We start from the raw sequence: 24,867 nt of genomic DNA, 5'->3' as shown, positions 1-24,867 counted from the left end.
TGTTTGGTTGTGATAGGTGAAGTTAATTTTTAGCTAAAAATTATTCGCTTTTTTTAGATGCTAATTTTAGTGATTGACTTAACTGCGATGCTGTTTTTGATGTCACTACTTTTTTACCCGTTTTTGATTCAATATCCTTACGTGCATTACCTGCCACTTCACCGCCTTGATGAGCGACTTGTTTATTCTCAGCAAAATTTTGTGGCTCAAGCTCTTTGGAAATTTCAGTAGTTGTTGCCTCTGCCAGCATATTCAACACCAATTCCAAGTTGCTCATATTATCGCGCAGGTTTTCCTTTTTAAGATTCTTAAACTGTTTATACTCTTTGGTTGTCAGCCCGCTCCATGCACGGGTGATTTCATCGGTCAGGATAGCGAATTCCATTCCGCGCTTTACTCCCCGAGCTTCCCATTCATCGGTTAGCTCCTTGCGCACTTCAATGCTTTTAAGACGTTGGTTAATCCATTCTTTGGAATAACCCTTGGCCAGATAGGTTTCCAGTGCACGATCAATGGTGAGTTCCGGGTCTTCGTTTTCCTCCAACCGCTCATAACCTACTTGTGCCAACCAGAGCTTGAAGGGTTCTGCATTAGGAGAAGGAATGGATTGGATAAGACGTAGCAAGGTTTCGGTATTAGCTACATCGGTAAGGTAAGACTTGCCATCCGCAGATGGCATTTTCAGTTGTCCGATTTTATCGGACAACTGACTACCCTCTTTTTGGAGCTTTTTTTTCAGGTCACTCCAATACTTTCTAGGGCGTTCAGACCCTGTAAGCGCTTGGATAATATCAATCACACTAAAATACCATTGCTCCTGCCCGGCATCCCAGTGGCTGCGAATGTGTTGGTTTTCGAATAATTTTACTTTGCTCATAACATGTACCTTCCTGGCTTTATGATAACGACAAAAAAGCCACCGCATTCGCATGGGGTGGCTTTTTAATTTATAACATCCTGTCCATGAACGGCAGCTTTATTGTTTTACGCAGTCAACGTAATAATCTTTTTTGCCATCCACTTCGCGTTTCACCAAGCCGTGTACGTCGGTTTCAAAGCCGGGGAATTTCTCGTTGAAATCGCGTGCGAATTTCAAATAGTCCACGATGGTTTTGTTAAAACGCTCGCCTGGAATCAACAGCGGAATACCTGGCGGATAAGGTGTTAACAAAATCGCAGTGATGCGACCCTCAAGCTGGTCGATTGGCACGCGCTCGATTTCGCGATGTGCCATTTTTGCAAACGCATCGGAGGGTTTCATCGCCGGTTGCATGTCGGACAAATACATTTCCGTGGTCAAGCGCGCAACGTCGTAGGCTTTGTAGAAATCGTGGATCTGCTGGCAAAGATCGCGCAGGCCCATGCGCTCGTAGCGCGGGTTGGCTTGCGCAAACTCCGGCATGATGCGCCACATAGGCGCGTTCTTGTCGTAGTCATCTTTGAATTGTTGCAGCGCGGCTACCAAGGTATTCCAGCGGCCTTTGGTGATGCCGATGGTGAACATGATGAAGAACGAGTAGAGGCCGCACTTCTCGATAATTACGCCGTTCTCTGCCAAATATTTAGTGACGATCGACGCGGGAATGCCGGTCTCGGCAAATTGGCCATTGACCGACAAGCCCGGGTTAACGATGGTGGCTTTGATCGGGTCGAGCATGTTGAAGTTCGGCGCGAGTTTGCCGAAACCGTGCCAGTTGTCGTCGCTGCGCAATACCCAATCTTCGCGCGAGCCAACACCGTCTTCGGCAAATTCATCCGGACCCCAGACCTGGAACCACCAATCCTGACCCCATTCGGCGTCCACTTTTTTCATGGCGCGACGGAAATCTAGCGCTTCCAGAATCGACTCTTCTACCAAGGCCTGACCACCGGGCGCTTCCATCATGGCAGCCGCCACATCGCAGGAGGCGATGATGGAATACTGCGGCGATGTAGAGGTGTGCATCAAATAGGCTTCATTGAAAGCATCTTCATCCAACTTGACGGTTTCTGATTCGCGCACCAATACCTGTGAAGCTTGCGACAAACCGGCGAGCAGTTTGTGGGTGGATTGGGTGGAGAAAATCATCGACTCTTTGGCGCGCGGGCGGTCTTTGCCAATCGCGTGCATGTCTTTATAGAAGCTGTGGAAGGTGGCGTGGGGCAGCCAGGCTTCGTCAAAGTGCAGGGTATCAATCTTGCCATCGAGCATATTTTTCAACGTCTCGACGTTGTAGAGCACACCATCGTAAGTCGATTGGGTAATGGTGAGGATGCGCGGCTTTTTATTGGCTGCTTCTCGTGCAAACGGATTCGCCTGAATTTTGCGCTCAATGCTTTCCGGGGTGAATTCTTCCAGCGGAATTGGGCCAATAATGCCGAGGTTGTTGCGTGTCGGCATCAGGAATACCGGAATCGCACCGCACATGATGATCGAGTGCAGAATGGATTTATGGCAGTTGCGATCTACTACCACAATATCGCCCGGTGCCACGGTGGAGTGCCATACCATCTTGTTAGAGGTAGAAGTTCCGTTGGTAACGAAGTAGCAATGGTCGGCATTGAAAATGCGCGCCGCGTTGCGCTCGGATGCAGCGATAGGGCCGGTGTGATCGAGTAATTGACCGAGCTCTTCTACCGCGTTACACACGTCGGCGCGCAGCATGCGCTCACCGAAGAACTGGTGGAACATCTGGCCAATGGGCGATTTCAAAAAGGCCACGCCACCGGAGTGACCGGGGCAGTGCCAGGAATAAGAGCCATCCTGCGCGTAGTGCACCAGCGCGCGGAAGAAAGGCGGCGCCAAACCGTCCAGGTAGGATTGGGCTTCGCGGATAATGTGGCGCGCCACAAATTCAGGCGTGTCTTCAAACATATGAATGAAGCCGTGCAGCTCGCGCAAAATATCGTTGGGGATATGGCGCGAGGTACGCGTCTCACCATACAGGTAAATCGGGATATCGGCGTTTTTGTAGCGGATTTCTTCCACAAACGCGCGCAGGGCTTTCAGGGCGTGATCGGTCTCTTCTTGCGAGCCGGTGCCAAACTCTTCGTCATCGATCGATAAAATAAACGCAGAGGCGCGCGATTGCTGCTGCGCGAACTGCGACAAATCACCGTAGCTTGTAACACCCAGTACCTCCCAGTTTTCTTGCTCGATAGCATTGGCTAGCGCGCGTATGCCGGAACCCGAGGTATTCTCGGAGCGGAAGTCTTCATCGATGATGACAATAGGAAAGCGAAATTTCATGGGATCCCCACAAAAAAAATAAACGAATGGAATTTCACTTGCTGGCGAGCACGCCTCTGGGTGGTGCTTGTACTGATGCAATACACATCAGCGCTGGTTACTGGCGAACCTTCCGGCCAGCTCACTGGAACAGCGAGCCGAGGAAAAACCGGTGGTGGTTTGGAAGCCATTCAGTATGGTTTACAGTGCCGCGCATTGACCGGTCTAAGTGTAGAACGAATTTTCTACTGGGAAGTTCCCGGCAATGCGACGACGATTGTAATTCACTTGAACGAATTCAAACACCCATTTGTGACATTTAAGGGCGTCGGGAAGATAGACAAGAGCGCTGGCGGGTTTATTTGGCCGGGTTGGGGGCAACAGGCTTGGCAGGATTTTTCCGGGCATCTTCTTCAATGACGCGTATTGCCGCTGGCATTGCCTGTTCAATCAGTCGCTGTTCCTCTGGGCTGGGTGTTTTGTAGCCGCGCGGCCCCATGCCATCCCAGTAGTTCCAGCCGTAGCCCCAGCGGTAGTGGTTCATCCAATAAGGGCTGCCGCCCCAGCGCACATTGCTGTACATGTATTTGGCCATGCCGGGGCCTTGCGCGGTTTTGACGCAGGCTTTGATTTCATCGTCAGCTTGTTTGCGCTCGGCTTTGCTGCCGCCCTTCCAATAGGCCAGATCATGGGCAACACAGCAGTGCCGCCAAAGATTCGGGTTCTCCGGAGTACCATCCAGCCACAACGAACAGCCATCGGTAGTGAAGGGTTTGAGCGGGCTGGTTGTCGCCTGATTGGCGTGGGTCGATAAGCAAGTAAACAAACACAGCAACAGGGCTGTAGCGGTAAAACAAAAGCGCATGCAGGGTTCCTTACTTGTGGTTGATCGCGTTAGGTCCGGTTTTGGTCGCGGCGATTTTACGCACTCACCGTGAAAATATGAAACCGCTGCGAATCCACAATCCATCCTGTACATCTATATGCCTCGCCCAGTGCAGTTAATGCCAGTACAATGCCCGCATCCTGCCCTTTGCGGTTAGCCCTGCCTTTGGAATCCGTTATGAACGAGAAAAAAACTACCCACTTTGGCTTTCAGGAAGTGCCTGTCGATGAAAAGGCGGGGCGTGTTGCTGAGGTATTCCATTCCGTCGCTGCCAAATACGATTTGATGAATGACTTGATGTCGGCGGGCATACATCGTTTGTGGAAGCGCTTTACTATCGAGGCATCCGGTGTGCGCGCTGGCCACAAGGTGCTGGATATTGCCGGTGGCACGGGTGATTTGAGCTACCAGTTCGCCAAGTTGGTGGGTGCCAGCGGACAAGTTGTACTCGCCGACATTAACGCCTCGATGCTCGGCGTTGGCCGCGACCGCCTCACCGACCGCGGCATTGCTGGCAATATCAATTTTGCCCAGTGCGATGCCCAATACCTGCCCTTCCCCGATAACACCTTCGACTGCATCACCATCGCCTTTGGTCTGCGCAACGTCACCGACAAAGATCTCGCGCTGCGTTCCATGCTGCGCGTACTGAAACCGGGCGGGCGGTTGTTGGTGCTGGAATTTTCTAAACCGCAAAGCGACATCCTCAGCAAGGTGTACGACACCTATTCATTCAAGGTGCTGCCGTTTATGGGCAAGTTGGTGACCAACGATGCCGATAGCTACCGCTACCTTGCCGAATCCATCCGTATGCACCCGGATCAGCAAACACTGAAAGAGATGATGGATAACGCCGGATTTGTGCGCACCGAATTCCACAATATGACCGGCGGCATAGTGGCGCTGCATAAAGGGATCAAACCCTGATGCCCCTGTTCATGACAAGCACACTGACTATTGCCGCACTCGCAGGCGCTGAAAAAGTCATTAACACCGCGCTGCGTTACGATCCCGCCACGCGCCTCGGGCTGACCCCGCTTGAGGGGAAAATCCTCGCCGTCAAGATCACTGCACCAGCGCTCACTGTATTTGTGATGCCGATGGACGATGAACTGCGGTTGATGGGCAATTGGGATGGCGATGTGGATACACGTATCACCGGATCATCGCTTGCGCTCGCACAATTAGCGCAAACCGAAATTCACAATTTAAAAGACAGCGGCGTTACCGTGATGGGCGATTTATCGCTGCTTGCTGACTACCAGCGCTTGCTCAAAAACCTCGACATCGATTGGGAAGATATGCTCAGCCAATTCACGGGCGATATTATCGGCCACCAAACAGCGCAATTGATCCGTACAAAATTCGGTTGGGTAAAAGACCGCACAAACAGTGCGCAGCGGCTCACCAAAGAATTCCTCACCGAGGAATTAAAAACCGTGCCCGGCAAACCCGAGCTCGAAACGTTTTATCGCGATGTTGATGAGTTGCGTTTGGCGGTGGATCGCGCAGCCGCGCGTGTTGAAAAACTCATGACGGAGCGAAAGCCGTAGGTTGGCGGTGAGGAACGAACCCCAACAAAGCAACGCGAATAAATTTCAAAAAAATCCAATCCAGTTCGCCCTCATGAAAGGAGTTCATTGTGTTGTGCGAATAAGTCATGTTGGGGTTCGTTCCTCACCCCAACCTACGGTAAAACAAAAAAGAGAATTGTGCTTGTAATGGTCTTTCTGCGTTTATTAAAAATCCTGCGCGTATTTGCACGCTATCGTCTGGATCAATTGTTGCCAGCGAATCTGCCTTTTACAGCAAAAATTTTATTATTATTTTTCAAATTATTCCCTGCACCGCGGCTCTCACGCGGTGAGTGTTTGCGTCGTGCGTGCGAAGACCTCGGCCCTATCTTTGTCAAATTTGGCCAATTGTTATCGACCCGCCCCGATCTCGTTCCCGATGACATAGTGCAGGAATTAAATCACCTGCAAGACAATGTCGCGCCTTTTGCCAGTGAAGAATTCCAGCGCATTGTTGAAACATCCTTAGGTGCGAAAGTCAGCGATATTTTTGCAAGTTACGAACACGCGCCGCTTGCGTCGGCATCGGTAGCGCAGGTGCACACTGCAGTGTTGAACGATGGCCGCGAGGTGGTCATTAAAGTAATTCGCCCGGGTATTAAGGTGGTTATTGAACAAGACATTGAACTGCTGTTGTTGGTTGCGCGCTGGGTAGAAAACAATACGCTCGATGGCAAACGCCTGCATCCGGTTGAAATTGTAGAAGATTACCGCGTTACCATTATTGATGAACTGGACTTGCAGCGTGAAGCCGCCAACGCCTCGCAACTGCGCCGCAATTTTTTAAATTCTCCGCTGTTGTACGTGCCGGAAATTTATTGGGATTACACCCGCAGCAATGTATTGGTGATGGAGCGTATCTACGGCATTCCTGTGACGGACATGGCCGCACTCAATGGGCAAAATACCGATCTGAAAAAATTGGCCGAGCGCGGCGTGGAAATATTTTTCACCCAGGTGTTTGAGCACAATTTTTTCCATGCCGATATGCATCCTGGCAATATTTTTGTCTCCACCAAAAATCCGCAACTGCCGCAATATATCGCGGTGGATATGGCTATCGTCGGCTCACTCACACGCGAAGACCAATATTATTTGGCCAGAAATTTACTGGCAATGTTCCGCCGCGATTATCGCCAGGTTGCCGAGCTGCACGTGCAAAGTGGTTGGGTGCCATCCTATGTGCGGGTAGAAGAATTGGAAGCCGCCATTCGCACGGTGTGCGAGCCGATCTTTGAAAAACCGCTGAAAGAAATTTCGTTTGCGAATGTACTGTTGAGCTTATTCCGCACTGCGCGCCGGTTCGATATGGAAGTGCAACCGCAATTGGTGTTGTTACAAAAAACCTTGCTTAATATCGAAGGGCTTGGCCGACAGTTATATCCCGATCTGGATTTGTGGGTGACGGCGCATCCATTTTTGGAGCACTGGCTGAAAAATCGCTTCCATCCAAAATCCTTGTGGGGCGAATTAAAACGCTATGCGCCCGAGTGGATGGAAAAATTCCCGCAGGTGCCGGATCTGATCTTCAATAGCTTGCAGCAACTGCCGCTGATTACGCAAAAGCTGGATGCATTGGAAAACGATGTTGCCAAGCGCAACCTGCACCAGCATCGCGGTCGTCGCAAATTAATTGCATTGGTGGCATTTGCCGCAGCGGGTTATTTCCTTATTCAGGATATGCAAGGCTCTGCCGTATTGCGCGACTGGATTGTCACTGATGTATCACCCTCCACAATTGTATTGGGTGCCATTGGCTTGCTGGCCTTGTGGTTTAGAAAATAAGTATTAACGTTTAATGACATGGATATACCGGGTTTATCGAGCGAACCCTGCATATGCCTGCTTTGCGTTTTGACACCTGACCACTAAACAAATCTTCATAAACAGCGCGTAGCTATTCTTTTCTCATCTGCTATTATCCGAAGATAACAATAGTCAAGGATTTTATTGTCATGTCGAGCGCGACGCGTATTTTGCTGGTCGATGATACCCCCGAAAATCTGGATGTCCTCAGCGGAATTCTTGAAGATCTGGAGTGCCAATTGATTGTGGCGACGTCCGGAGAGCGTGCATTGGAGCTGGCTGCCCGGCGCCTGCCCGATTTGATTTTGCTTGATGTAATGATGCCGGACATGAACGGCTTTGAAGTCTGCACCCGCCTCAAGGCCGAATTGGCCACCACTGAAATCCCGATTATCTTTGTGACCGCACGCGCGGATGATATTAGCCAGGGCTTCCGTGTGGGCGGTGCCGACTACATTACCAAGCCAATCAATGCCGACGAAGTGCGCTCGCGCGTGCGCCACCAATTGGAACGGCAAACGATGCTGGCGGAGCTGAAATCTTTCAACCGCGAGCTGGAAGGCAAGGTGCGCGAGCGCACCGCCGAGCTGACCATCGCCAACCGCCAGCTGCGCGAAGAAATTAACGAGCGGCGCTATATGCAAGACCGCCTTAATTATCTAGCCACCCATGATTTTGTTACCCGCCTGCACAACCGCAACGCCCTTGAAGCCTATGTATCCGAATTGCTGGCGCGTGTTCAAATCAAAGACATTAACGCTTCTTTTTTATTAATTGATATTGATCGTTTCCGATTAATTAATGAAAGCTGTGGCTGTATCGCTGGCGATGAGTTATTGCGTCAATTCGCTGATAGCATCAGCGGCCTGTTAACATGCAATGATTTTTTTGCACGTTTGGGGGGCGACCGTTTTGCCGTCGTTACGCATTGTGAAGAAGGCGATAAAGGCATAGCGCTGGCGCAAAACATTCTCAAACATTTGCAGCAATTTAACTTCCAATGGGAAGACCGCCAATTCCAGATGGCTGCGTCCATCGCCACCATTCCGCTCAACCGTACAATGGTGAGTTACGATCAGGTAATGCTGGCTGCCGATGAAGTGATTTTTGTTGCCAAGCGCGAAGCGCGCGGCGGTATTTTCAGTTACGAAGAAGCGGCCAAACGCAGCAACCTGCATAAAGACAATATTAATTGGGCATCGCGTTTGGTGGATGCCGTTCACAGCCAATTGTTCCGCGCCTACTTCCAGATGATTGAATTTCTGCCCGCAACGGCAGGCTTGGCCAAACCCCGTTATCGTTTGGAAATATTGTTGCGCCTGTGGGATGCAACTCATCAGCGCATGGTGTCGCCCGGCGAATTCATCGGTCCTGCCGAACGTTTGCATTTGGTGCCCGAGTTGGATAAATGGGTGATCAACAACACGTTTAGTTTATTTGCACAGCATCCGCAACTACTGGAGCGGTTAGAGCTGATATCCATTAACTTATCTGCCATCTCTATCCGCGAATCACAATTGGCGCAATTCATCATCAACAGTTTTCATCACCACAATTTGCCGCCGCAAAAATTTTGTTTTGAAATTACTGAAACCCAAGCGATCGTCAACGTGGAATCCGCACGTCAGTTTATGAAAGAGTTGCGTGAGCTGGGCTGTCATTTTGCGCTGGATGATTTTGGTAGTGGCTTTGCCTCTTATGCTTACTTACATCAGCTCGCATTCGACAAAATAAAAATCGACGGCATTTTTGTGCGCGATATGGATACTGATCCGGCGCATTACGCAATGGTGAAATCTATTGTTGAAATGGCGAATTCTCTGGATAAAGAAATTATCGCCGAGTTTGTAGAAACGGCTGACGTTGCCCAACAGCTGCGCGAGTTGGGTGTCAATTGGGGGCAAGGGTACCACCACCATCGCCCGGAAGAATTGAATTATCAGTCGCTGGAAAAACTCCTGGGATGATTACACCCGAATTGACCAAGGTGTGTTACCGGTGCTGAAGCTCTCTCGCAAATCTTTCTATCTCTATGCCAAATTGCCACTGCTTAACCTGGGTTTTGCAGTGGTGTATTTTTTATTGGTGCAGTTCGGCATTACCTGGGGTTCGCTCACATCGCAAGTGTCGCTCATTTGGCCAGCGGCAGGTTTTGCGCTTTTCAGTTTATTAATATTTGGATTGCGTATCGCGCCGGGAATTTTGTTAGGCACCGTCAGCGCAACCTATTTTGCTCACCTTAAGCCTATTATGGATGCGAGCGTATCAACTTTTGTGGCAGCGGCCGTCATTGGTAGCGCCGCATTATTTCAGGCAATTGTTATTGCGCGTATCAATCGCGGTTTATTGAGCAGTAACTTGTTAGTGAATTTGCGTCGCACGCTATTGTTCATTGCCAGTGTATTTCTCGGCACACTGATTGCCGCCAGTGTTGGCGTAGTCACTCTGTATTGGTTCTCCGTTGTACCCGCGGCAGAGATGGGAAAAACCTGGGCATTCTGGTGGATGGGCGACAGCATCGGCATGTTGGTATTCACCTCGGCATTCGCGTGGTTATTAATTCCGCGGGTGCGACAAAATACCCATTCACAGGCATTTTTGTTGTTGAATGTGGGGGTAGGTTTGGTGATGTATCTGGTGTCTGCATTGGGCTACATCGAACACAACAAATCGAACAGTTTTGCCAATACTGCAGAGATGCTGATGCCCGCGCAAAACACTTTACCTTGGTATCAACCGAGCTGGCTGCAGCTATCGGTACTTGCACTGGGTTTATCGCTGATCGGTTTATTAACAGCCTATATTCGCACGCGTCAAAAACACGAAGCGCTGTTGCGCGAAAATCAAAAACGTTTGGAAGATGAAGTGCTATCGCATACGCAAGCACTGCGCAAAGCTAATGACTGGTTACTGAATGAAGTGGTGCAGCGTCAGCAAACGCAAGAACAGTTGCAAGAGTCCCAAGCCGCATTGCGCGCCCGCGAGCAACATCTACGCAGCCTGCTCGACAATATTCCCGATCCTGTCTGGTTTAAAAACCTCGATGGTATTTATGTCAGTTGCAATAAAGCTTTTGCACGTATGCTCAACCAAACTGAAGATAAAGTGGTAGGCAAAACAGAAGAGCAATTGGTATCGCGTGAATTGGCAGAATTTTTTCGTCACAACGACCAACAGGCATTAAAAACTAATGAGCTGCATCGCTACGAACAATTAATTGTCGTCAATGAGCGTGAACAATACTTGTTAGATACACTCAAAGTCGCAGTGCGTGATGAGCAAGGCGAGGCTGTAGGTATTCTTGGGATTGGCCGGGATATTTCTGCGCAAAAAGAAGTAGAAAAACAATTATCGCTCGCCAAAGATGCAGCTGAAAAAGCCACTCATGCCAAAAGCCGTTTTCTGGCCAACATGAGCCACGAAATCCGCACACCACTCAACGCCGTCTTGGGTTACACCCAATTATTAATGCGCGATGCACAATTTACTGGCAGCCAGCGTGAACGTTTGCAATTAATTCTGGTTGCCAGCCAGCGCTTGCTGACCTTGATCAACGATATTCTGGATCTCTCCAAAATCGAATCCGGTGTGTTGAATTTGCGCAAGGAATATTTTGATCTTCATCAGGAAGTGGAAGATATTAAAATTATTATGGCCGAGCGAGCGCACAACAAAGGCCTGCAATTAATTACCCAGGTTGATTTGCCTGATCCTTATATCGTGAAAGGTGACCGCCAAAAAATCGGCCAGATCTTGTTAAATTTATTGGGTAATGCGATCAAATTTACGCCTGAGGGAAGTGTCAGTTTGTATGTGGCGCATCTCGCTGGTGAAGTTGAATTTGTGATTGGCGATACCGGCCCCGGTATTTCAGAAGCGGAATTGACTGAATTATTTTCGGCGTTCAAACAAGGCCAGGCCGGTGAGGATGCGGGTGGTACCGGCCTTGGCCTTACCCTCTCGCGCCACTTGGCCGAGGGCATGGGCGGCAGCTTACAGCTCTCCAGTATTCTTGGTCAGGGCACGCTGGCGCATCTGCGTTTGCCATTAGTCAGTGAAAATATTTTGCTTGATCCGCGCGACACCCAAACACAAGTTCATCATTTGCAACCGGGTAGTCAATGCAAAGTATTAGTAGTGGAAGACGATGAGGCCAGTTGCGAAATTCTGGTTGATCTACTGCAACAAATTGGCTGCGAAACTTACGCGGCGCACAATGGTCGCGAAGGCTTGGCGCTTTGCCAAGCGCAGCAATTCGATATTATTTTTACCGATATCCGCATGCCGCATTTGAATGGATTGGAAATGTTGCGCCGTTTGCGCGCGCTGCCTGGCTACAGCAGCACGCCCATCGTTGCAGTGTCGGCATCCAGTTTGGAACATGAACGCGCGTATTATTTAACGCAAGGCTTTCAGGAATTTATCGGTAAGCCCTATGCCTTTGACGATGTATTCGCCGCACTAAAACATTATGTGCATGTGCATTTTGATACAGACGCAAATGTAAGCGAGCCAGAACAGGAAGATACTGGCCCCGTTGATCTCTCACTGCTTGCAGGTCGTTTGCAGGAATTAGCTGAATTCGCGGCAAGCGGTGAAATGTCAGCGAGTAAAAAAATCATTACTGCATTCACCGCTGAGCAATTAGGCAAGCAGCGCCACCAACAACTCATTAACGCAATGCGCCAATACGATCTGGAAAAAATAGAGCAACTCGTGCGCGAATGGCTTGCGGGTCTTTCGGTATAATTTTTCGCGCAGGATAAATTACTGCGCCTGCAATACATGTTCAAACAAAAAACGTGCTACACCATCTTCAGTATGGGGTAATGCGTGGTGTGCGTGAGGGAATAACGTTTTCAATTTTTCACTCGCGTTGCTCATCACTACCGGATGGGTAACCGCATCAAATAATTCCACGTCATTAAATCCATCGCCAAAGGCCATGCTATTGGCCAACGAAAAATCTAATTGCATAGCGAGGGTTTTAAGTGCATCGTCTTTGGATATGTGTTGCGGCATCGCCTCCAAATAATACTCATCCGAAAAAGTTAAATGAATTGGTAACGGAAGTGCGTTTTCAATTTGCGTTTTAAGTTGTTGTAGGTTGGCATTTTCCCCGTAGAACAAAATCTTCAATGCGGGCGTGGTGAGCATTTCCTGCAATGGAATTTGGCGATAAAAAAATTGCGATTCCGCATGCGCATCCAACATAGATTCACAAGGCGCATTCACCAACCACTCAGCATCGGTATACATATTTAAATGAACACCCGCAGCCTCGCCTAACGGCAGCAGCGTTTCATTGGCGGCCAGCGGCAAACACACCCGCTGGATCAACTCACCTTCTGCGTTATGGATCATCGCCCCGTTGCAGGTAATTGCCGCAATACCGCCACCCAATTGCGTTAAATACGCACGAATATCCTTGTAGTGCCGACCTGTGGCTATCACCAACCGGTGCCCACGTTCACGCAAGTCATTCAGCACACTCATCGTTAATGGCGAAAGTTCGTGATGCTCATTTAACAGCGTGCCATCCATATCAAATACAAACGTGTTGGGAGCTGATGACTGCTCAAACATACAAAACTCCAAATAAAAAATAATTCGTAGCCCGTATGAAGTGTAACGGAATACGGAGCTGTTGATTTTGCTTTTCTATGCCGCCCTCAAAAAAGACAAACCCCGTATTCCGTTAGATCCCATAACCCCGCATTCCGCTAGGCTCCATGCGGGCTACTCTATGTCTTTAAACATTAAATGCAGCAGAAAGAAGCTGTTGCTCTCCTCGACTAATGCCAATAGCGGTAGCTGTTGTTTTCCATTGGCTGACGCTGGTTAATACGTCAGCTTTGATTTTTTCTGCAGTACTTTTTCTTAATTGAAAAAAGTCGATAACACTCATCGCCAAGTCATAATCCAGGCGATTATCATCGTCGGTGATATTTAAATGTAACCCGTTAGCAGGAGTTACCGGGTTTACATCATATGCTGGTGAAAGAATCCAGCCGCCATGGTGATAAATAAAACCATGGTTGCGTAAATGGTCATCGGTATTTGAAATAGCAATATTAAAAATGATGCGCCGCCATAATTGCTCCAAATCCGGTTTGGTATTGGAACCTTGCTCGGTGAGGAATTGTGCTAATTCCAAATAACTTGCATCGTATTCGCCATCGTAATAACCGAGTTGGGTCATGGCGGAGGTGAAATGCAAACGGCTTTTTTCCGTACGATCAAAACGCTTTGTTAAAAACGTATGGTGATGACTATTAAATTTTTCTATGCGGCAGGGAGCCATATGAATGCCAGCATTCAGCGCGAGTTGATGGGCAAGATATTCCCACGCACCTATATCGTAATCATCATAACGGCTTGGAAATTTCGCTATCCATAAATGTTTTGCATCATCAATAACCGAGGCTTTGGGTCGTGCGCCGCCAAGGGAGGAACCTGGAGACATAAGCATGTACAGCCATTTTAAATAGTCAGGGTCTTCACTATTACTGTCTTCCACTTGTTGCGCTGCGTATTCAAGTTCTTTAAGGGAGGACATGGGCGGCGCTGCCAAGCGCTGGTCGTTATCAAGAAATTCGCCTGTTAATTCGCGTTTGAAACGTAAAGCGCCTTGGCGATAAAGATCATGCACGCCAAGCAAATAATCTATTTCATTAAGCAGCTGCGGGCGGCGATTTTCTTGTCGAGCGATATAATTTTCGCGCCGCTTCATCAGCAACCGACCCCAGCGATCCGGGCATGAATCTAAAAAAATTCTGAAATTATTGGAGTCAGTGCTGTGTTGCTCACCGGAATAAAGATGTAAATCAGGATCAATTTTTTGCGCGAATGAAGACCGCAGCCAAGTCTCATTGTAAGTAAAACTGAAATGCTCTTTATTTTTATTGACTGTTGAACGCAAGCTACCAACTAACGTTGGCTCAGCAAATTCTTCCCAATCGGCAAACACATAAACTTCCGTATTCATGTTGATTTTCCAATCAGTTTTATATCCTGCAATTTACGCCCAAGCGCATCGTCACTCGCCACCTTGAGCAAATCATCCACCAACCCGAGCACACCCAGTACCGCCACATAGTGGCCAAGGGAAACAGTTGCATCCCCATTTTCAATTTTGCGAATAGTTAAACGGCTCAACCCCGTGCGCTCGGAAATCAGCGCCTGAGTGTAGTTGCGCCGTTTGCGCGCAAGCTTGATGTTCTCCCCAAGCTGTGCCAAGACCTTCTGGTTCCGGGGAAAAACAATGGCAGTACGTGATTGGCTGGAGTCGTCTTTGGGCATAATAATTACCAAATAGGTCTTATATGGTAACTATAGTGTTCATTTTATAGCAAGTAAAGCAGGGTTTAGCGATTGCTGTTGGTGATGGGGGCGTTGGTGATACAACCCCCATGATGATTGGTAGCCCGTATGGAGCCTAGCGAAATACGGGAGCTTTTGATGTTGCCCTTTTATTCCGCCCTCAAAAAAGACAAGCCCCGCATTCTGTTTAGCTCCATGCGGATTACGTAACTTAAATGACATTATATGTGATGCCCATAGCGTATATTAAAAACGCTGCCTAAAAACGAATGTATTTTTTTACCTCGGTTGTTACATTTTGTGTTCATCTAATTTGGAACAAAATTAAGGACAGCTCAATGGAACTGCATTTTTTCCCGGGACAGAATTTGCTCGCCCTAAAAAAGGAAATGTATTTTTCGCTCGTTATGAGGCGTGGGGTGGGCCGTCGTCACTAGGCAGTGATCCACGTATGGCAGAAGAGCCAACTTGGCCTGGAACATACGTCATACACGAGACGCAAACTTACGTAACACCCACTTGGCCAATGTCAAAAATAAAATGGGGCACCGCATTACTAGATCAGCCCCAATTAAATGATGTTTATTATCGATTACCAAGTACAAAATGGGGCTCTGTAAAGAACGATATTGGAATAGATAGAAAAACTATCGTTAAGCTCTATTTTGATTATTACGGCAAAATGCGCGTCCCTTCCGTTTGGGTATTTAATGATTTTGGTCCAATAGCCATTCGTTGGTTTAAGGATACCAATGGCAATAAAATATTGGACAAGAATGAAAGATTATCTGGACAAATGTTTCATACCACACCACAAAATGAAGCAGAGTTTTCATTAGGAAAGCCCGTTCAGTTAACTCCCTCGCATGGCTGCATACATCTTAATCCACGTGACAGAGATGTAATTATGAGCATGGGCGGCTTTAAACCAAAAACAACATTCGTGGTGCGCAAATACAATGAAACAATATAAATTTATTGGTGCATTAGCACTATTTCTTTTAACAGCATGCAAAACGAATGCTGATGTATCTCTAGCTTGGCGAGAAGATGGTTTAGTTACCAGTGCTGATGGCAAAAAAATTCAATTGGAAATTCAAGGTATTTACGATGCCCTAAATTATGGGGGGAATGCTTATCTCGCAGGTTTCAAGATAGACAAAGAAGGAACAAACTATCCATATATTGCAAAGATTAGCAGTGATCTCTCCGCTATAAAATATTGGCCATTTGAAAGCATTCAAAACGATATTTTTGTATACCAAAAAAAGATTCATTCAGTAAGCATGGATGGAGAAGTGTATAAAATGGAAAACAACGATTGGCATTTAACCGAGTTAACATTCCCGCCCGATTCACAAGTAGTGTACTCAGATAACAACACCAATCTAATTGTTTGCTATCCAGCTGCATTAGCTAAAACGGTTGTAAGACAAAGCGGTTGTAAATCCTTTAAAAATAAATGGCAGCAAGATTTTGTTTGGCAGAATCACACTCCAAAAATGTGCAATGGCAAGCTCCATGCTATAGCGCAAGAAAAAGATTCAAATTTTATTAAGAAGATCGATATATCTACAGGAAAGGAAATTTCTTCTAACGTGCTCACGCAGGTTCCAGAAGATATCTGTAATCTTTAAACAGTAGCCCGTATGGAGCCTAGCGAAATACGGGGGCTTTTGATATTGAGCTTGTTTTATTTCAATCCTTCGATTGAAGAGAGTCAACCCCGTATTCCGTTAGGCTTCATGCGGGCTACAATTACCACAAACGTTGTTAATTTTTCCCTTCAAGCTCCGCAGACTGTGAATCGTATAAAATCCAATTCGCTGCCGTGTGAATTACCTCATTAAGATTGCGACGGGTTTTGCCTTTTAAGGCGCATTCCCAAATCACCAACACCTTCCATCCCATCGTAATACAAGCCTGAATATTTCGTTCGTCGCGGATTTTATTTGCGCCTATCTTTTCTTTCCAAAACTCAACGCGGGTCGATGGCCATTTGAATATGTGGCAGCCGTGTGCGTGCCAGAAGCAACCGTTTACAAAAATTACGGCGTGATGCTTGGGGAAAACCAGGTCGGGTTTTCCGGGTAAGTCTTTTCTGTGTAGTTGGTAGCGAAACCCCAGCTTGTGCAATCCCTTGCGGATAGCAATTTCTCCACGGGTATTTTTGCCCTTGATTCCGGCCATCATTACGGAGCGTTTTTCTTTAGTAACGACATCGACCATTCAAAAGCCCTTTCGTCAACTGTTTGCACTGTGAATAAATACAGTATTTATAAAATTGAGGATTATATGCCGTGGTTATTTAGTCCTCAGTTAATCAAGATTCGCCCCATGGAAAAACATATGAACAACAAACAACTTTTAGTACTTGCGGAACACATTAAAGCTGTTCGCAAGCAATCCAACATATCACAAGAGCAGTTGGCATTGATCGCCAATGTGGATCGCTCTTTTATTTCTCGCCTTGAGCGAGGAATAGCAAATCCTTCATACCTGATGCTGGTGCAAATCGCCACTGCTTTGGGCAAGTCAGTTAAAGAGTTAATTCCTGATTAACAAAGTTTTCAGTACCTGATTACTTCTATTTGTGTGAGTAAAACTTGTGAGCGAATTCATTTTAAAAATAGAACATCTCTTGGCCGATGTTGCCGAAAAATACACGCCGGATGGTTCTCAGTCAAAAGCAGTTGTTCATCAATGGATTCACGCAATTGCTAATAATACCCCCTTGTTCGGCATAAAAAAGATTACCGAAACTGACAGAATATTAGCAGTCTTAAAATCCGAAAATATCTACAAAGATACTCAATCTTTCAAGAAAAAAATAAGCAAAGATTTTCCAATCTTGGGTGCGAAAGAAAAGAAATTCACTTTTATTGACTTATTTGCTGGAGTTGGTGGTATGCGGATTGGGTTCCAGCGTGCGGGTGGAACTTGCGTTTTTTCATCAGAATTTGAAAAAAATGCGCAAGCCACCTATTTTCAAAATCACGGTGAATTCCCATTCGGAGACATAACTAAAGTACCGGTCAAAGATATCCCTGAACATGATGTTCTAGTTGCTGGTTTCCCGTGCCAGCCGTTTTCACACGCTGGTCTAAAACTCGGAATTGATGATACAAGAGGAACATTGTTTCACAATATCGCTGAAATTTTAAAAGCAAAAAAACCTAAATTTGCTTTATTGGAAAATGTGAAAGGCCTAATTAGTCATGATAAAGGCTATACCTTGCAGGTAATTCTCAGAACTCTTACAGCTATAGGGTATAGCTGCAACATATCTAAAGACGTAATAAAAAAAGGAACACCTAAAGAAATTCAAGCTGAAGCTAAAAAAATGGTTTTGAAATCTATCGATTTTGGTGTGCCTCAAAATAGACAACGGATTTATATAGTTCTGTGGCGTGATGGTTCACTGGATAACTTTGAGTATCCGAAGCCGTCAGGAAAGCTAACAAGAGTTGGAGATGTTCTGGAGGCGAATCCTGATCCGAAGTACACAATATCTGATAGGTTGTGGAATGGACACAAACGGAGAAAAATTGATAACAAAATAAATGGAAAAGGTTTTGGTTTTGGTTTGGTAAATTCTGATTCTCCTTATACAAACACAATATCTGCTCGATACTATAAGGATGGGAGTGAAATTTTAATTGAGCAAGATGGTTTAAATCCAAGAAAGCTTACTCCAAGAGAGGCGGCTAGGATTCAAGGATTTCCAGAGGAATTTATACCAAGTCAATCAAATGTCAATGCATACAAACAATTAGGCAATAGTGTTTCAGTTCCTGTCATCGAAAGTATTGCTAAAAAAATCAATAGCGTAATGGTGGAATAGTATGCTTAAAAATTTAAAGGAAATTGGAGATGATTTAGTTGCTGAATTTACAACTAATTTCAAATATAAAGACTTTATTTTGCCTAATGATTTTAAAGAACGTTATTTGTCACTTATTTCCGATCAAAGTTCTCTTGGATATAGAAAAGTAAATTTTCATAAATATTCTGCTGAAATAGAGACTAATACAGGAAAAACATTTTCTATTCCAAATTATTGGTTTTCGGTGGCCGCACATTTTTCTCCTTATATCAATGAGCTAGCTGTCTATAAATCCGTAATTGACCAAATAACAAAAGATCTTTCTTTACCAAAAGATTGGGCAAAAGACAAAACTATTCCTCACGGGTTTGACTCACTTTCAATTGAGAATAAAGAATATCTCGAAAAATTTATTACGGATTACAGCTGGTGGAGAGGTGGTAAAACCGTTGATCGCACCGATTACTATGTAAGTCCAATATTGAAGTTGGCGAATTGTTTGGCAGAAACTCAAAGTGCGCTAGCTGAAATTTGTTGGCAGTTGGCGCATATTGACGACAAGGTAATTGTGCGGAGTGCTTGTTTGCCTTTTTTTGCGGAAGGGGATATGCCTATAAGGTCTATTAGCAGCAAAAAAGACTTGCTACTACCAAAGTCTTTTTTATTGTTGGCCGGAATATCCGGAACTGGAAAGTCTCGGTTTATTCGAGAGCAGAATTCATCAAAAGAAAACTTCTGTTTGATTTCCGTTCGCCCTGATTGGCATGAACCATCGGATTTGTTGGGCTATGTTTCTCGACTGACAGGTAAAACTGAATACAACCCAACCGATGCCCTCTCTTTTATTGTTAAAGCTTGGGCTAATGCTTGGGATCATTCAAAAGTTTCAGATAACGAATTGTCAATTGTCGATTCATCGCAAATGGAAACATTCTGGTTGTGTTTGGATGAAATGAATCTTGCTCCAGTCGAGCAGTATTTTTCCGATTACTTATCTGTTATAGAAAGCAGGAAATGGATTGCTGGAAATTACACCTGTGATCCTTTGCTAAAAGCCAGTACTTTTGAATGCCTTAAAGAAGGAGAGCTAAAAGATTTAAGGAAATATTTGAAAATTGAAAATTCAAGATACGACAACATGTGGCAGTATTTTTCCAAAGTCGGAATACCGGTTCCGCCAAATTTGATTGTCGCTGGCACAGTTAATATGGATGAGACAACGCATGGCTTTTCCCGCAAGGTTATTGATCGTGCATTGACAATTGATTTCGGTGAGTTTTTCCCGAATGATTTTGATCAATACCTTGAGCCAACAATTCGTACAAAGACTTTTTCATTTCCTATCCTTTCAAATGTTACCAAAGAAGATCTTGCAGTTCTGAAGTTCGATGTCGGTGGAAAAAAAACTATTAAATTTTGCAAAGCGCTAAATGAGAAATTAAAAGGCTCCTCATTTGAACTGGCATTTCGCGCATTAAACGAATTACTCATTTCGCTGGTTTGCATAAACCCAAAAGATGAAAGTGAGTTACAAGCAGTGTGGGATGATTTTTTAATGACGAAAGTATTACCAAGAATTGAGGGTGACGCTGATAAGCTTTCTGTCATTGGAAAAGATGAATCTATATTAGCAGCGCTGACTTCTTTCCTGGATGAGACATTCTCTGAAATAAAGGCCGAACGGATTGATTTTTTTAGAGAAGAAGATGGCAAGCCCGTAAAAATTCCCTGCCGCAGCATAGCCAAAATTAAGTGGATGCAAGATCGCTTGAACAAGGCCACATTCACCAGCTTCTGGCCTTAATGACAGGATGTGAGAATACGGGATGCCGGAATTATTAAAGCTTAAAACCCCTGATTGGGAACTGTCTATTTGGTGTAGTGATATCATCAAGCGGCAACAAGCCTACCAGCGTACGATGGCTGCTCGCGGCCAGCATGAAAATGTTGGTTGCGAACTGCGATGCTCAATGCCTGTGAGAATCGAAACTCTGGATTCAACAGTTGTTGATAGCTTTTGGGTGTCGCCATCTTCGGAGAAGTCTCAAGTAATATTATTAGGGTCTCCCATTTTCTTTGAAAACATGCAATATCAGTTCGAATGGGTGTTTAGCCATAGCGATGTGAGTTGTGCAGCAGCAGAACATAAATTAAAGAACGTGAATGATTCTTTTCGTTTTGTTGCATCGAAAGCGGCGGCAGATTTACCGCGCCTGACTGGCGTTATCAATACAGGCAATGATATCGGCTGGCTGCGGTTACCATGGTCATATGAATCCGATAATGGATTGCAGCGCCTCGCGCTTTCATTTGAAGTGCTTCCGGTGAAAATGGACCTTCACAGTGACTTGCCTGCAATGTACAAAAGTATTGATGCAGAGTTCCCATTATGGCGTTTCAGTCTCGCCCAAAGAACAGAACAGTCTGTTTCCCGTAGCAACTCCCGTGGCAACTTTCCTTTGTTATGGTTGGCTCACTTTGAGTCTCTGCGCACCAAATTTTTTGCAGGGTTAAAAATAATCTCTAATGCCCCTCATAGTCGTTTGCAATCGATTGAACGGAATCTAAAAGCAGACAGACTGAAAGGGAAAGTCAGTAATAAGCTTGCAGAGCGAGTTGTAACGGATTTAAAAGAAAAAGTAAGCCATAAGCATTATCAGCAAGACAAGAAAGTACTCTCTGTTAATACACCTGAAAATCAATTCATAAAAATGGTGGTGGATACCACCAAGCAGCGACTGGCAGATTTCCATCAAAAGTTGTTAGTGAACAACAAAGCCCCTGAAGATCAACGCATTTCGGAAAGTTTTTTAAATACCATCCAGGATTGGCAACAACCACTATTGCGTATGCAAACGCAAAGCTTTTTGCGTGAAGTCGATAAATTTACAGGTATCAGTGGAGAATCATTAGTTCTTCAGCAGAAAACGGGCTACAGCGCCGTATATAAAACCTGGCAAGAATTAAAATTTTATCTGGATGTATTTGCGGCTCAATCGACCGTATCGATGAAGTCCGTAGCAGCTATTTATGAGATTTGGTGCTTTTTGGCGTTGCGTAAAATTCTGGTCGATCAGCTTGAATTTAATGAGTCTCTGAGCGAAAAAAATCGAATGAAGCTCAAAGATTTTGAATACCAGCTAACCGATGGGTTTGCAGGCGCCTTTCAATTTGAGCGCAAGGACGGTGTGAAAATTCGCCTTGCGCATGAACCTGTATTTAAAAAGAATACAAAAGTAATAAGAACGTTTTGGGTAACCCAAAAACCTGACATTTTAATGGAAGTTACTTTCCCTAACGGCAAAAAATGTATCTGGTTGTTCGATGCTAAATATAGAATTAAATCACCCGAATTAGCAGAAGACTCTGAAAGCGCTGAAGACTATGGCAATGCAGAGCACGTTGATTATGTGCCGGAAGATGCGTTAAACCAAATGCATCGCTACAGGGATGCGCTGATTCATATCAAGACAGATGAATTTAATAGTGAGTTTAAAAGCCGTCCGGTATTTGGCGCATTCGCGCTATACCCAGGCTTTTTTGATCAGAACAATGAAGCTAATCCATATCGTGACGTAATTCATGAAACAGGAATAGGTGCATTTGCTTTGTTGCCATCTGTCGATCCTCAAAGAGGCAGTGGATGGTTATTTCAGTATCTCAAGTCTCAAATCGGTTTACCAATCGCTGCTTATGAGGCAAACAAAACCAGCGAAGAATTATTTGTTCAGGAGTCAGCTCGTATTCCTTATTACGGAATGAAGCAGGTTCTTTATCCTGATTTGGTAATGACTGTTTCTCTAGGCAGATCAGAAGGCAGGCGACTTGGATATGTGGAATCCTTCGAGGATGGGAGCGCACGTTGGTACCATATTCCTGTTGATACTTTTGACAGCGTTTTTTCCTCGCATGTTGCACATGAGATTGCATATCTTGCGATAGCAACCATCTCTCCCGGCGAGACGGGTCGCACAATAAAAAAAATATGGAGAGTAAAGGAGGTAACGAAGAAAACGCGAAACTTAATTTCTGAAAATGAAGCGGGTAGCCCTTCAGTATCTGATGAGTTGTATTGGTTATTTGAGCTTCATCCGGCAATGAAATTATCCAGTATTGTTCACGGAGTGCCTCTTAGAAAGTTCAGGCCGGCGATGAAGTTGACAACTGTTTCTCGCCTTAATAAAACAGATGTCTTCAGTGATCTCGAAATTGTATATGAAGACGCTTTACTATAACGCGTCTTTTATCTCGCTATTAAATGCTCCAATTTCTCAAGCAACGCCTCCTTAGTCCCCTCTCCCGATCTATCCAAATTCATCTCCCGCCAGCGCACCGCTGGCAGATTCTGCACTCCCGCTATTCCCAACAAATCCCATTCAGGCTTGCGAGTGTAGAAAGAGCGCAGGAATTGTTTATGGTATTCCGGCATTTGGCTGGTGATGTTGGTAATCAGAGATTGTCGCGCGTTAAGCAAAGTTGATATTTCAATAGGAGTATCAGTCATCCCCATAAAGTTTTGCTCAAAGTCCTGCGTTATATCCTGTAGTACCGGGTTTAGCAGGGAATGTGGGGAATGGTCGTGGCTAATCAGATAGATGATGATCGCATTGCGCAGCTCGTCATTAATGCCTTCATTTTCCAGTAAATGATGCACATCAAATAAATCGCGCGGATGCTGGCGATCCAGCGCGGCCATGATTTTTCCTGCATATAAATCGGCAAAGGAAAGCACATTCATTTCGGCAAATCCGAATTGCTCTTCCACAGTTTCACAGACGGGCATTAATACGGGTTCATACACGCAGCCGCGCAGTACCGGTGTAACTTCAATTTTTATTTGGACTCGCTCGCGTGTGCGTATAACGAGTTTAGTAATTTCTTTTTGGGTTGCCGGTGCGGATTCTGCGATGTGAATATTGGGTTGCTTGCTGCGTAGGCGTTGCGCGATACGTTTTAAGGCTGCATCTATTTCTTGCAGCGCTTGTGCGCGGTCATTAACGGGTAAATAGGTCAGGTCAATATCCACCGAAAGGCGCGGCATATTGCGGATAAACAAATTAATCGCCGTTCCACCTTTTAACGCAAAACATTTTTCCTCTGCAACAGTTGGAATAGTGCGCACCAGCAATTCCACTTGCTTGCGATAAACATCAGTAAATGCCATTAACAGACTCCGCTGTAAATTCCTCAGGTAGGGTGATGTGATATTTGCTGTGCAGCTTGCCGCCTTTTACCAGCACGCGTTTGCCTTTGCCTAAATCGATCTTGCTTACATCCAGATGTTTCAGCCACGCATGGTTGTGGCGTTCGGCGAATACAAAAAACAAGCGTTTTACTTTGATGCTGCTGGCGGCTTCCAGCAGCGATTGCATACGGCGCGGGCTGAGATTGGTTAAGCCTTCCATGATGACATCGGCCATATGAAAGCTTTCGTGTTGCGGTAATTCGTCCAGCAGCTCCAAATAGGCGCGCTCGGGGCTGGAGATAATCAGCGGCCAAACCCAGTGGCCCCAAGTAGTCACTATCAAACCTGCTGGCACTAATGCCTGTTCGAGCGAGGCGGCGGTATCAAGTGGGAGAGAATTCTGAGCGATAACTGGAGCTGGTAAAAACCGGTTGCGGTTGTGAATGACAAAGGTTTCCTGCAAGGGCAATTTCAGTAGCCAGGCGGGAAGTTTGTTATCGGAATAAATATGTATTTGCTGCTGGGTTTGCGGTAGGTAGTGGGCGTATCCACTTAGCTCAAGTGCAGTGCGACCGCCTACAGAAATGGGTTGTTTAAGCAGGGTTTGCAGGGAAATAACCACCTGTTCCCAACTCAATTGCCCGCGTGGGCGACGGAATACACCGCGCGCAGGCTGTTCAAGCCAGCCAGAGGCTACGTATTGATGGCGCAACGACCCGTAGTAGCCTGATTGCTCCAGCCAAGCTGAATCTACCAATAGGCCTTCAGGCAGTTGGCGATCCAAGAGGTTTAACTTATTGCTAATTTGTTCAGTCATACTGAACAAATTAGCGTATTTTCAAACCAATGCCAAGTTTAACTTTATACGTATTTATTTATTCAAACTGAACAAATATGCATAGAGTTAAACCATGTAAAAGGCTTTCTCCCCTTACACTTACTTACACACCCCAAACAAAACCCAACCCAAGCGTTGACGCTTGTCACTTTCCTGCTGGTGGATCGGCATCTATGCTTCTTTCACTACAAAAACAAATGTCTGTAACAAAATCTACAGCG

Annotated in this window: 20 protein-coding genes and 1 pseudogene; 12 read left to right on the top strand and 9 right to left on the bottom strand. The window is 45.8% G+C overall.

Annotated elements, in window-relative coordinates:
• Positions 1-40: 40 nt before the first annotated feature.
• Together B2739_RS01600 and B2739_RS01595 are read right to left on the bottom strand one after the other, a co-directional pair.
• Positions 41-877, bottom strand: a complete 837-nt coding sequence (locus tag B2739_RS01600) for a BRO family protein (protein ID WP_331344123.1) — start codon at positions 875-877, stop codon at positions 41-43.
• Between the two features lie 99 nt (positions 878-976).
• Entirely contained in the window at positions 977-3,229 is a 2,253-nt protein-coding gene (locus tag B2739_RS01595) for an arginine/lysine/ornithine decarboxylase (protein ID WP_331344122.1), read from the bottom strand.
• A 75-nt stretch (positions 3,230-3,304) separates the two neighbouring features.
• Here B2739_RS01595 and B2739_RS01590 point away from each other — a divergent pair, with 75 nt between their 5' ends.
• Positions 3,305-3,628, top strand: a complete 324-nt coding sequence (locus B2739_RS01590; protein ID WP_331344121.1) for a hypothetical protein — start codon at positions 3,305-3,307, stop codon at positions 3,626-3,628.
• Here the strand turns inward: B2739_RS01590 and B2739_RS01585 are convergent.
• Positions 3,567-4,073: a helicase gene (locus B2739_RS01585; RefSeq protein ID WP_331344120.1), complete on the bottom strand. Its 507-nt coding sequence runs from the start codon at positions 4,071-4,073 to the stop codon at positions 3,567-3,569. The two genes, B2739_RS01590 and B2739_RS01585, sit on opposite strands and share 62 nt — an antisense overlap.
• Positions 4,074-4,271: 198 nt before the next feature.
• On the opposite strand from B2739_RS01585, the gene ubiE reads away from it, so the two are divergent.
• The 5 genes from ubiE (at position 4,272) to B2739_RS01560 (ending at position 12,223) form a co-directional block, all read left to right on the top strand.
• Entirely contained in the window at positions 4,272-5,021 is a 750-nt protein-coding gene (ubiE, locus tag B2739_RS01580) for a bifunctional demethylmenaquinone methyltransferase/2-methoxy-6-polyprenyl-1,4-benzoquinol methylase UbiE (protein ID WP_331344119.1), read from the top strand.
• Positions 5,021-5,647: a ubiquinone biosynthesis accessory factor UbiJ gene (locus B2739_RS01575; protein ID WP_331344118.1), complete on the top strand. Its 627-nt coding sequence runs from the start codon at positions 5,021-5,023 to the stop codon at positions 5,645-5,647. The genes ubiE and B2739_RS01575 overlap by 1 nt, the downstream gene beginning before the upstream one ends.
• A 168-nt stretch (positions 5,648-5,815) precedes the next feature.
• Positions 5,816-7,453 carry a ubiquinone biosynthesis regulatory protein kinase UbiB gene (ubiB, locus tag B2739_RS01570; RefSeq protein ID WP_331344117.1) on the top strand — a complete coding sequence of 546 codons (1,638 nt, stop codon included), beginning with the start codon at positions 5,816-5,818 and terminating at the stop codon, positions 7,451-7,453.
• A gap of 170 nt (positions 7,454-7,623) precedes the next feature.
• Complete coding sequence (locus B2739_RS01565) at positions 7,624-9,441, top strand: putative bifunctional diguanylate cyclase/phosphodiesterase (protein WP_331344116.1); 1,818 nt, start codon at positions 7,624-7,626, stop codon at positions 9,439-9,441.
• Between the two features lie 31 nt (positions 9,442-9,472).
• Positions 9,473-12,223, top strand: a complete 2,751-nt coding sequence (locus B2739_RS01560; RefSeq protein WP_331344115.1) for an ATP-binding protein — start codon at positions 9,473-9,475, stop codon at positions 12,221-12,223.
• A gap of 18 nt (positions 12,224-12,241) precedes the next feature.
• Here B2739_RS01560 and B2739_RS01555 read toward each other — a convergent pair whose 3' ends face one another.
• From B2739_RS01555 to B2739_RS01545, 3 genes are all read right to left on the bottom strand, one after another.
• Positions 12,242-13,060, bottom strand: a complete 819-nt coding sequence (locus B2739_RS01555) for a Cof-type HAD-IIB family hydrolase (protein WP_331344114.1) — start codon at positions 13,058-13,060, stop codon at positions 12,242-12,244.
• 166 nt (positions 13,061-13,226) lie between these two features.
• Positions 13,227-14,462, bottom strand: a complete 1,236-nt coding sequence (locus B2739_RS01550; RefSeq protein ID WP_331344113.1) for a HipA domain-containing protein — start codon at positions 14,460-14,462, stop codon at positions 13,227-13,229.
• A complete protein-coding gene (locus tag B2739_RS01545) occupies positions 14,459-14,776 on the bottom strand; it encodes a helix-turn-helix domain-containing protein (RefSeq protein WP_049631211.1) in 318 nt (105 codons plus the stop codon). The genes B2739_RS01550 and B2739_RS01545 overlap by 4 nt, the downstream gene beginning before the upstream one ends.
• Positions 14,777-15,224: 448 nt before the next feature.
• On the opposite strand from B2739_RS01545, the pseudogene B2739_RS01540 reads away from it, so the two are divergent.
• Both B2739_RS01540 and B2739_RS01535 read left to right on the top strand, forming a co-directional pair.
• Positions 15,225-15,770, top strand: a pseudogene (locus B2739_RS01540) (hypothetical protein); the annotation flags it as partial.
• Complete coding sequence (locus B2739_RS01535; protein WP_331344112.1) at positions 15,757-16,434, top strand: hypothetical protein; 678 nt, start codon at positions 15,757-15,759, stop codon at positions 16,432-16,434. The pseudogene B2739_RS01540 and the gene B2739_RS01535, both read left to right, overlap by 14 nt.
• Before the next feature lie 136 nt (positions 16,435-16,570).
• On the opposite strand, the gene B2739_RS01530 is transcribed toward B2739_RS01535, so the two are convergent.
• The gene (locus tag B2739_RS01530; RefSeq protein ID WP_331344111.1) at positions 16,571-17,026 is read right to left on the bottom strand and encodes a very short patch repair endonuclease; all 456 of its coding nucleotides are present in this window, start codon (positions 17,024-17,026) and stop codon (positions 16,571-16,573) included.
• 120 nt (positions 17,027-17,146) lie between these two features.
• Here B2739_RS01530 and B2739_RS01525 point away from each other — a divergent pair, with 120 nt between their 5' ends.
• Genes B2739_RS01525 through B2739_RS01510 form a run of 4 tightly spaced genes read left to right on the top strand, consistent with a single transcriptional unit; the run spans position 17,147 to position 22,858 of the window.
• Complete coding sequence (locus B2739_RS01525) at positions 17,147-17,359, top strand: helix-turn-helix transcriptional regulator (protein ID WP_331344110.1); 213 nt, start codon at positions 17,147-17,149, stop codon at positions 17,357-17,359.
• 46 nt (positions 17,360-17,405) lie between these two features.
• Positions 17,406-18,641: a DNA cytosine methyltransferase gene (locus B2739_RS01520; protein ID WP_331344109.1), complete on the top strand. Its 1,236-nt coding sequence runs from the start codon at positions 17,406-17,408 to the stop codon at positions 18,639-18,641.
• A gap of 1 nt (position 18,642) precedes the next feature.
• Positions 18,643-20,427, top strand: coding sequence for a hypothetical protein (locus B2739_RS01515; RefSeq protein WP_331344108.1), 1,785 nt, complete (start codon positions 18,643-18,645; stop codon positions 20,425-20,427).
• A 22-nt stretch (positions 20,428-20,449) separates the two neighbouring features.
• Positions 20,450-22,858: a restriction endonuclease-like protein gene (locus B2739_RS01510; RefSeq protein WP_331344107.1), complete on the top strand. Its 2,409-nt coding sequence runs from the start codon at positions 20,450-20,452 to the stop codon at positions 22,856-22,858.
• 8 nt (positions 22,859-22,866) lie between these two features.
• On the opposite strand, the gene B2739_RS01505 is transcribed toward B2739_RS01510, so the two are convergent.
• Both B2739_RS01505 and B2739_RS01500 read right to left on the bottom strand, forming a co-directional pair.
• Positions 22,867-23,787, bottom strand: a complete 921-nt coding sequence (locus tag B2739_RS01505) for a nucleotidyl transferase AbiEii/AbiGii toxin family protein (RefSeq protein ID WP_331344106.1) — start codon at positions 23,785-23,787, stop codon at positions 22,867-22,869.
• Entirely contained in the window at positions 23,774-24,625 is an 852-nt protein-coding gene (locus B2739_RS01500; protein ID WP_331344105.1) for a type IV toxin-antitoxin system AbiEi family antitoxin domain-containing protein, read from the bottom strand. Before B2739_RS01500 ends, B2739_RS01505 begins: the two co-directional genes overlap by 14 nt.
• Positions 24,626-24,867: the final 242 nt, after the last annotated feature.

This window comes from Cellvibrio sp. UBA7661, assembly GCA_002483365.1.
Lineage (GTDB): Bacteria > Pseudomonadota > Gammaproteobacteria > Pseudomonadales > Cellvibrionaceae > Cellvibrio.
This window is presented reverse-complemented; position numbering and strand designations above follow the sequence as displayed.

Bases quoted from the DNA above. Each gene is read 5' to 3' on its own strand.
- B2739_RS01500 (WP_331344105.1), bottom strand. From the start codon at position 24,625: ATGACTGAACAAATTAGCAATAAGTTAAACCTCTTGGATCGCCAACTG.
- B2739_RS01515 (WP_331344108.1), top strand. From the start codon at position 18,643: ATGCTTAAAAATTTAAAGGAAATTGGAGATGATTTAGTTGCTGAATTT.
- B2739_RS01525 (WP_331344110.1), top strand. From the start codon at position 17,147: ATGAACAACAAACAACTTTTAGTACTTGCGGAACACATTAAAGCTGTT.
- B2739_RS01595 (WP_331344122.1), bottom strand. From the start codon at position 3,229: ATGAAATTTCGCTTTCCTATTGTCATCATCGATGAAGACTTCCGCTCC.
- B2739_RS01555 (WP_331344114.1), bottom strand. From the start codon at position 13,060: ATGTTTGAGCAGTCATCAGCTCCCAACACGTTTGTATTTGATATGGAT.
- B2739_RS01565 (WP_331344116.1), top strand. From the start codon at position 7,624: ATGTCGAGCGCGACGCGTATTTTGCTGGTCGATGATACCCCCGAAAAT.
- B2739_RS01530 (WP_331344111.1), bottom strand. From the start codon at position 17,026: ATGGTCGATGTCGTTACTAAAGAAAAACGCTCCGTAATGATGGCCGGA.
- B2739_RS01575 (WP_331344118.1), top strand. From the start codon at position 5,021: ATGCCCCTGTTCATGACAAGCACACTGACTATTGCCGCACTCGCAGGC.
- B2739_RS01590 (WP_331344121.1), top strand. From the start codon at position 3,305: ATGCAATACACATCAGCGCTGGTTACTGGCGAACCTTCCGGCCAGCTC.
- B2739_RS01545 (WP_049631211.1), bottom strand. From the start codon at position 14,776: ATGCCCAAAGACGACTCCAGCCAATCACGTACTGCCATTGTTTTTCCC.
- B2739_RS01535 (WP_331344112.1), top strand. From the start codon at position 15,757: ATGAAACAATATAAATTTATTGGTGCATTAGCACTATTTCTTTTAACA.
- B2739_RS01505 (WP_331344106.1), bottom strand. From the start codon at position 23,787: ATGGCATTTACTGATGTTTATCGCAAGCAAGTGGAATTGCTGGTGCGC.
- ubiE (WP_331344119.1), top strand. From the start codon at position 4,272: ATGAACGAGAAAAAAACTACCCACTTTGGCTTTCAGGAAGTGCCTGTC.
- B2739_RS01600 (WP_331344123.1), bottom strand. From the start codon at position 877: ATGAGCAAAGTAAAATTATTCGAAAACCAACACATTCGCAGCCACTGG.
- B2739_RS01550 (WP_331344113.1), bottom strand. From the start codon at position 14,462: ATGAATACGGAAGTTTATGTGTTTGCCGATTGGGAAGAATTTGCTGAG.
- B2739_RS01510 (WP_331344107.1), top strand. From the start codon at position 20,450: ATGCCGGAATTATTAAAGCTTAAAACCCCTGATTGGGAACTGTCTATT.
- ubiB (WP_331344117.1), top strand. From the start codon at position 5,816: ATGGTCTTTCTGCGTTTATTAAAAATCCTGCGCGTATTTGCACGCTAT.
- B2739_RS01585 (WP_331344120.1), bottom strand. From the start codon at position 4,073: ATGCGCTTTTGTTTTACCGCTACAGCCCTGTTGCTGTGTTTGTTTACT.